The organism is Streptomyces sp. Isolate_45 (assembly GCF_024721315.2).
Lineage (GTDB): Bacteria > Actinomycetota > Actinomycetes > Streptomycetales > Streptomycetaceae > Streptomyces.
This window is the reverse complement of the sequence record NZ_JANFAK020000363.1, coordinates 1-1,504: the sequence shown is the minus strand read 5'-3', so window position 1 is coordinate 1,504 and position 1,504 is coordinate 1. Positions and strand designations below refer to the sequence as shown.

Annotated in this window: 2 protein-coding genes; both read right to left on the bottom strand. The window is 69.5% G+C overall.

Annotated elements, in window-relative coordinates; translation table 11 throughout:
* Nucleotides 1-927, bottom strand: a complete 927-nt coding sequence (gene cysD / locus NOD94_RS41080; protein WP_281211343.1) for a sulfate adenylyltransferase subunit CysD — start codon at nt 925-927, stop codon at nt 1-3.
* The gene (gene cysC / locus NOD94_RS41075) at nt 924-1,469 is read right to left on the bottom strand and encodes an adenylyl-sulfate kinase (RefSeq protein ID WP_281211344.1); all 546 of its coding nucleotides are present in this window, start codon (nt 1,467-1,469) and stop codon (nt 924-926) included. Before cysC ends, cysD begins: the two co-directional genes overlap by 4 nt.
* Nucleotides 1,470-1,504 lie beyond the last annotated feature (35 nt).

Sequence of the window (1,504 nt, the reverse complement as noted above, 5' to 3'; positions counted from 1 at the left end):
CTAGAAGTACCCTTCGCGCTTGCGGTCTTCCATCGCTGCCTCGGACATCTTGTCGTCGGCGCGGGTCGCGCCCCGCTCGGTGAGGCGGGATACGGCGATCTCGGCGATGACGGCGTCGAGCGTGGCGGCGTCGGAGTCGACGGCGCCGGTGCAGGACATGTCACCGACGGTGCGGTAGCGGATGAGGCGCTTCTCGGGCGTCTCGCCCTCCTTGGGGCCGCCCCACTCGCCGGCGGTGAGCCACATGCCGTTGCGGGAGAACACCTCGCGTTCGTGGGCGAAGTAGATGCCGGGCAGTTCGATGCCCTCGCGGGCGATGTACTGCCACACGTCGAGTTCGGTCCAGTTGGAGAGCGGGAAGACGCGGACGTGCTCGCCGGGGGCGTGGCGGCCGTTGTAGAGCTGCCACAGTTCGGGGCGCTGGCGGCGGGGGTCCCACTGGGAGAACTCGTCGCGCAGGGAGAACACGCGTTCCTTGGCGCGGGCCTTCTCCTCGTCGCGGCGGCCGCCGCCGAACACGGCGTCGAACCGCAGCCGCTGGATGGCCTCGGTGAGGGGGAGGGTTTGCAGCGGGTTGCGGGTGCCGTCGGGGCGTTCGCGGAGCTTCCCGGCGTCGATGTACTCCTGGACGGAGGCGACGTGCAGGCGCAGGCCGTGCTGTTCGACGGTGCGGTCGCGGTACTCCAGGACCTCGGGGAAGTTGTGCCCGGTGTCGACGTGCAGGAGTGTGAACGGCACCGGCGCCGGCGCGAACGCCTTCAACGCCAGGTGCAGCATGACGATGGAGTCCTTGCCGCCGGAGAACAGGACCACCGGCTTCTCGAACTCCCCCGCCACCTCACGGAAGATGTGCACCGCCTCCGACTCCATCGAGTCCAGGTGGCTCAGGTCCCGCACGGGCTGGTGCAGGGGAACGACGGTGGTCACACGAGGCCCCTCTGGTCGAGCAGCGCCAACAGCGCCGCTGCGGATTCTTGGACGGTCTGCGTGTGCGACTCGATACGGAGGTCCGGGGACTGCGGGGCCTCGTACGGGTCGTCGACCCCGGTCAGACCGGAGATCTCGCCCGCCGCCTGCTTGGCGTACAGGCCCTTCACATCACGTACGGAGCACACCTCGACCGGGGTCGCGACGTGCACCTCCAGATAGGTGGTGCCCTCGACGGCGTGCCGCTTGCGGACGGCCTCACGACTGTCCGCGAACGGCGCGATCACCGGTACGAGCGCCTTCACGCCGTTGCTCGCCAACAGCTCGGCGACGAAGCCGATCCGCTGGACGTTGGTGTGCCGGTCCTCGCGGGAGAAACCCAGCCCGGCGGAGAGGAACTCGCGGATCTCGTCACCGTCGAGGACCTCCACCCGATGGCCCTCGGCGCGCAGCCGCTCGGCCAACGCGTGGGCGATGGTGGTCTTCCCCGCGCTGGGCAGCCCGGTCAGCCACACGGTGGCACCCTGGTCGCTCACGCTCATCCGCTTCTTCTCCGTCGGTTCCGTGGTGTTCGTGG

What these genes read in the sequence shown, in the direction of transcription:
- cysC (WP_281211344.1), bottom strand. Translation starts at nt 1,469, where the DNA reads ATGAGCGTGAGCGACCAGGGTGCCACCGTGTGGCTGACCGGGCTGCCC.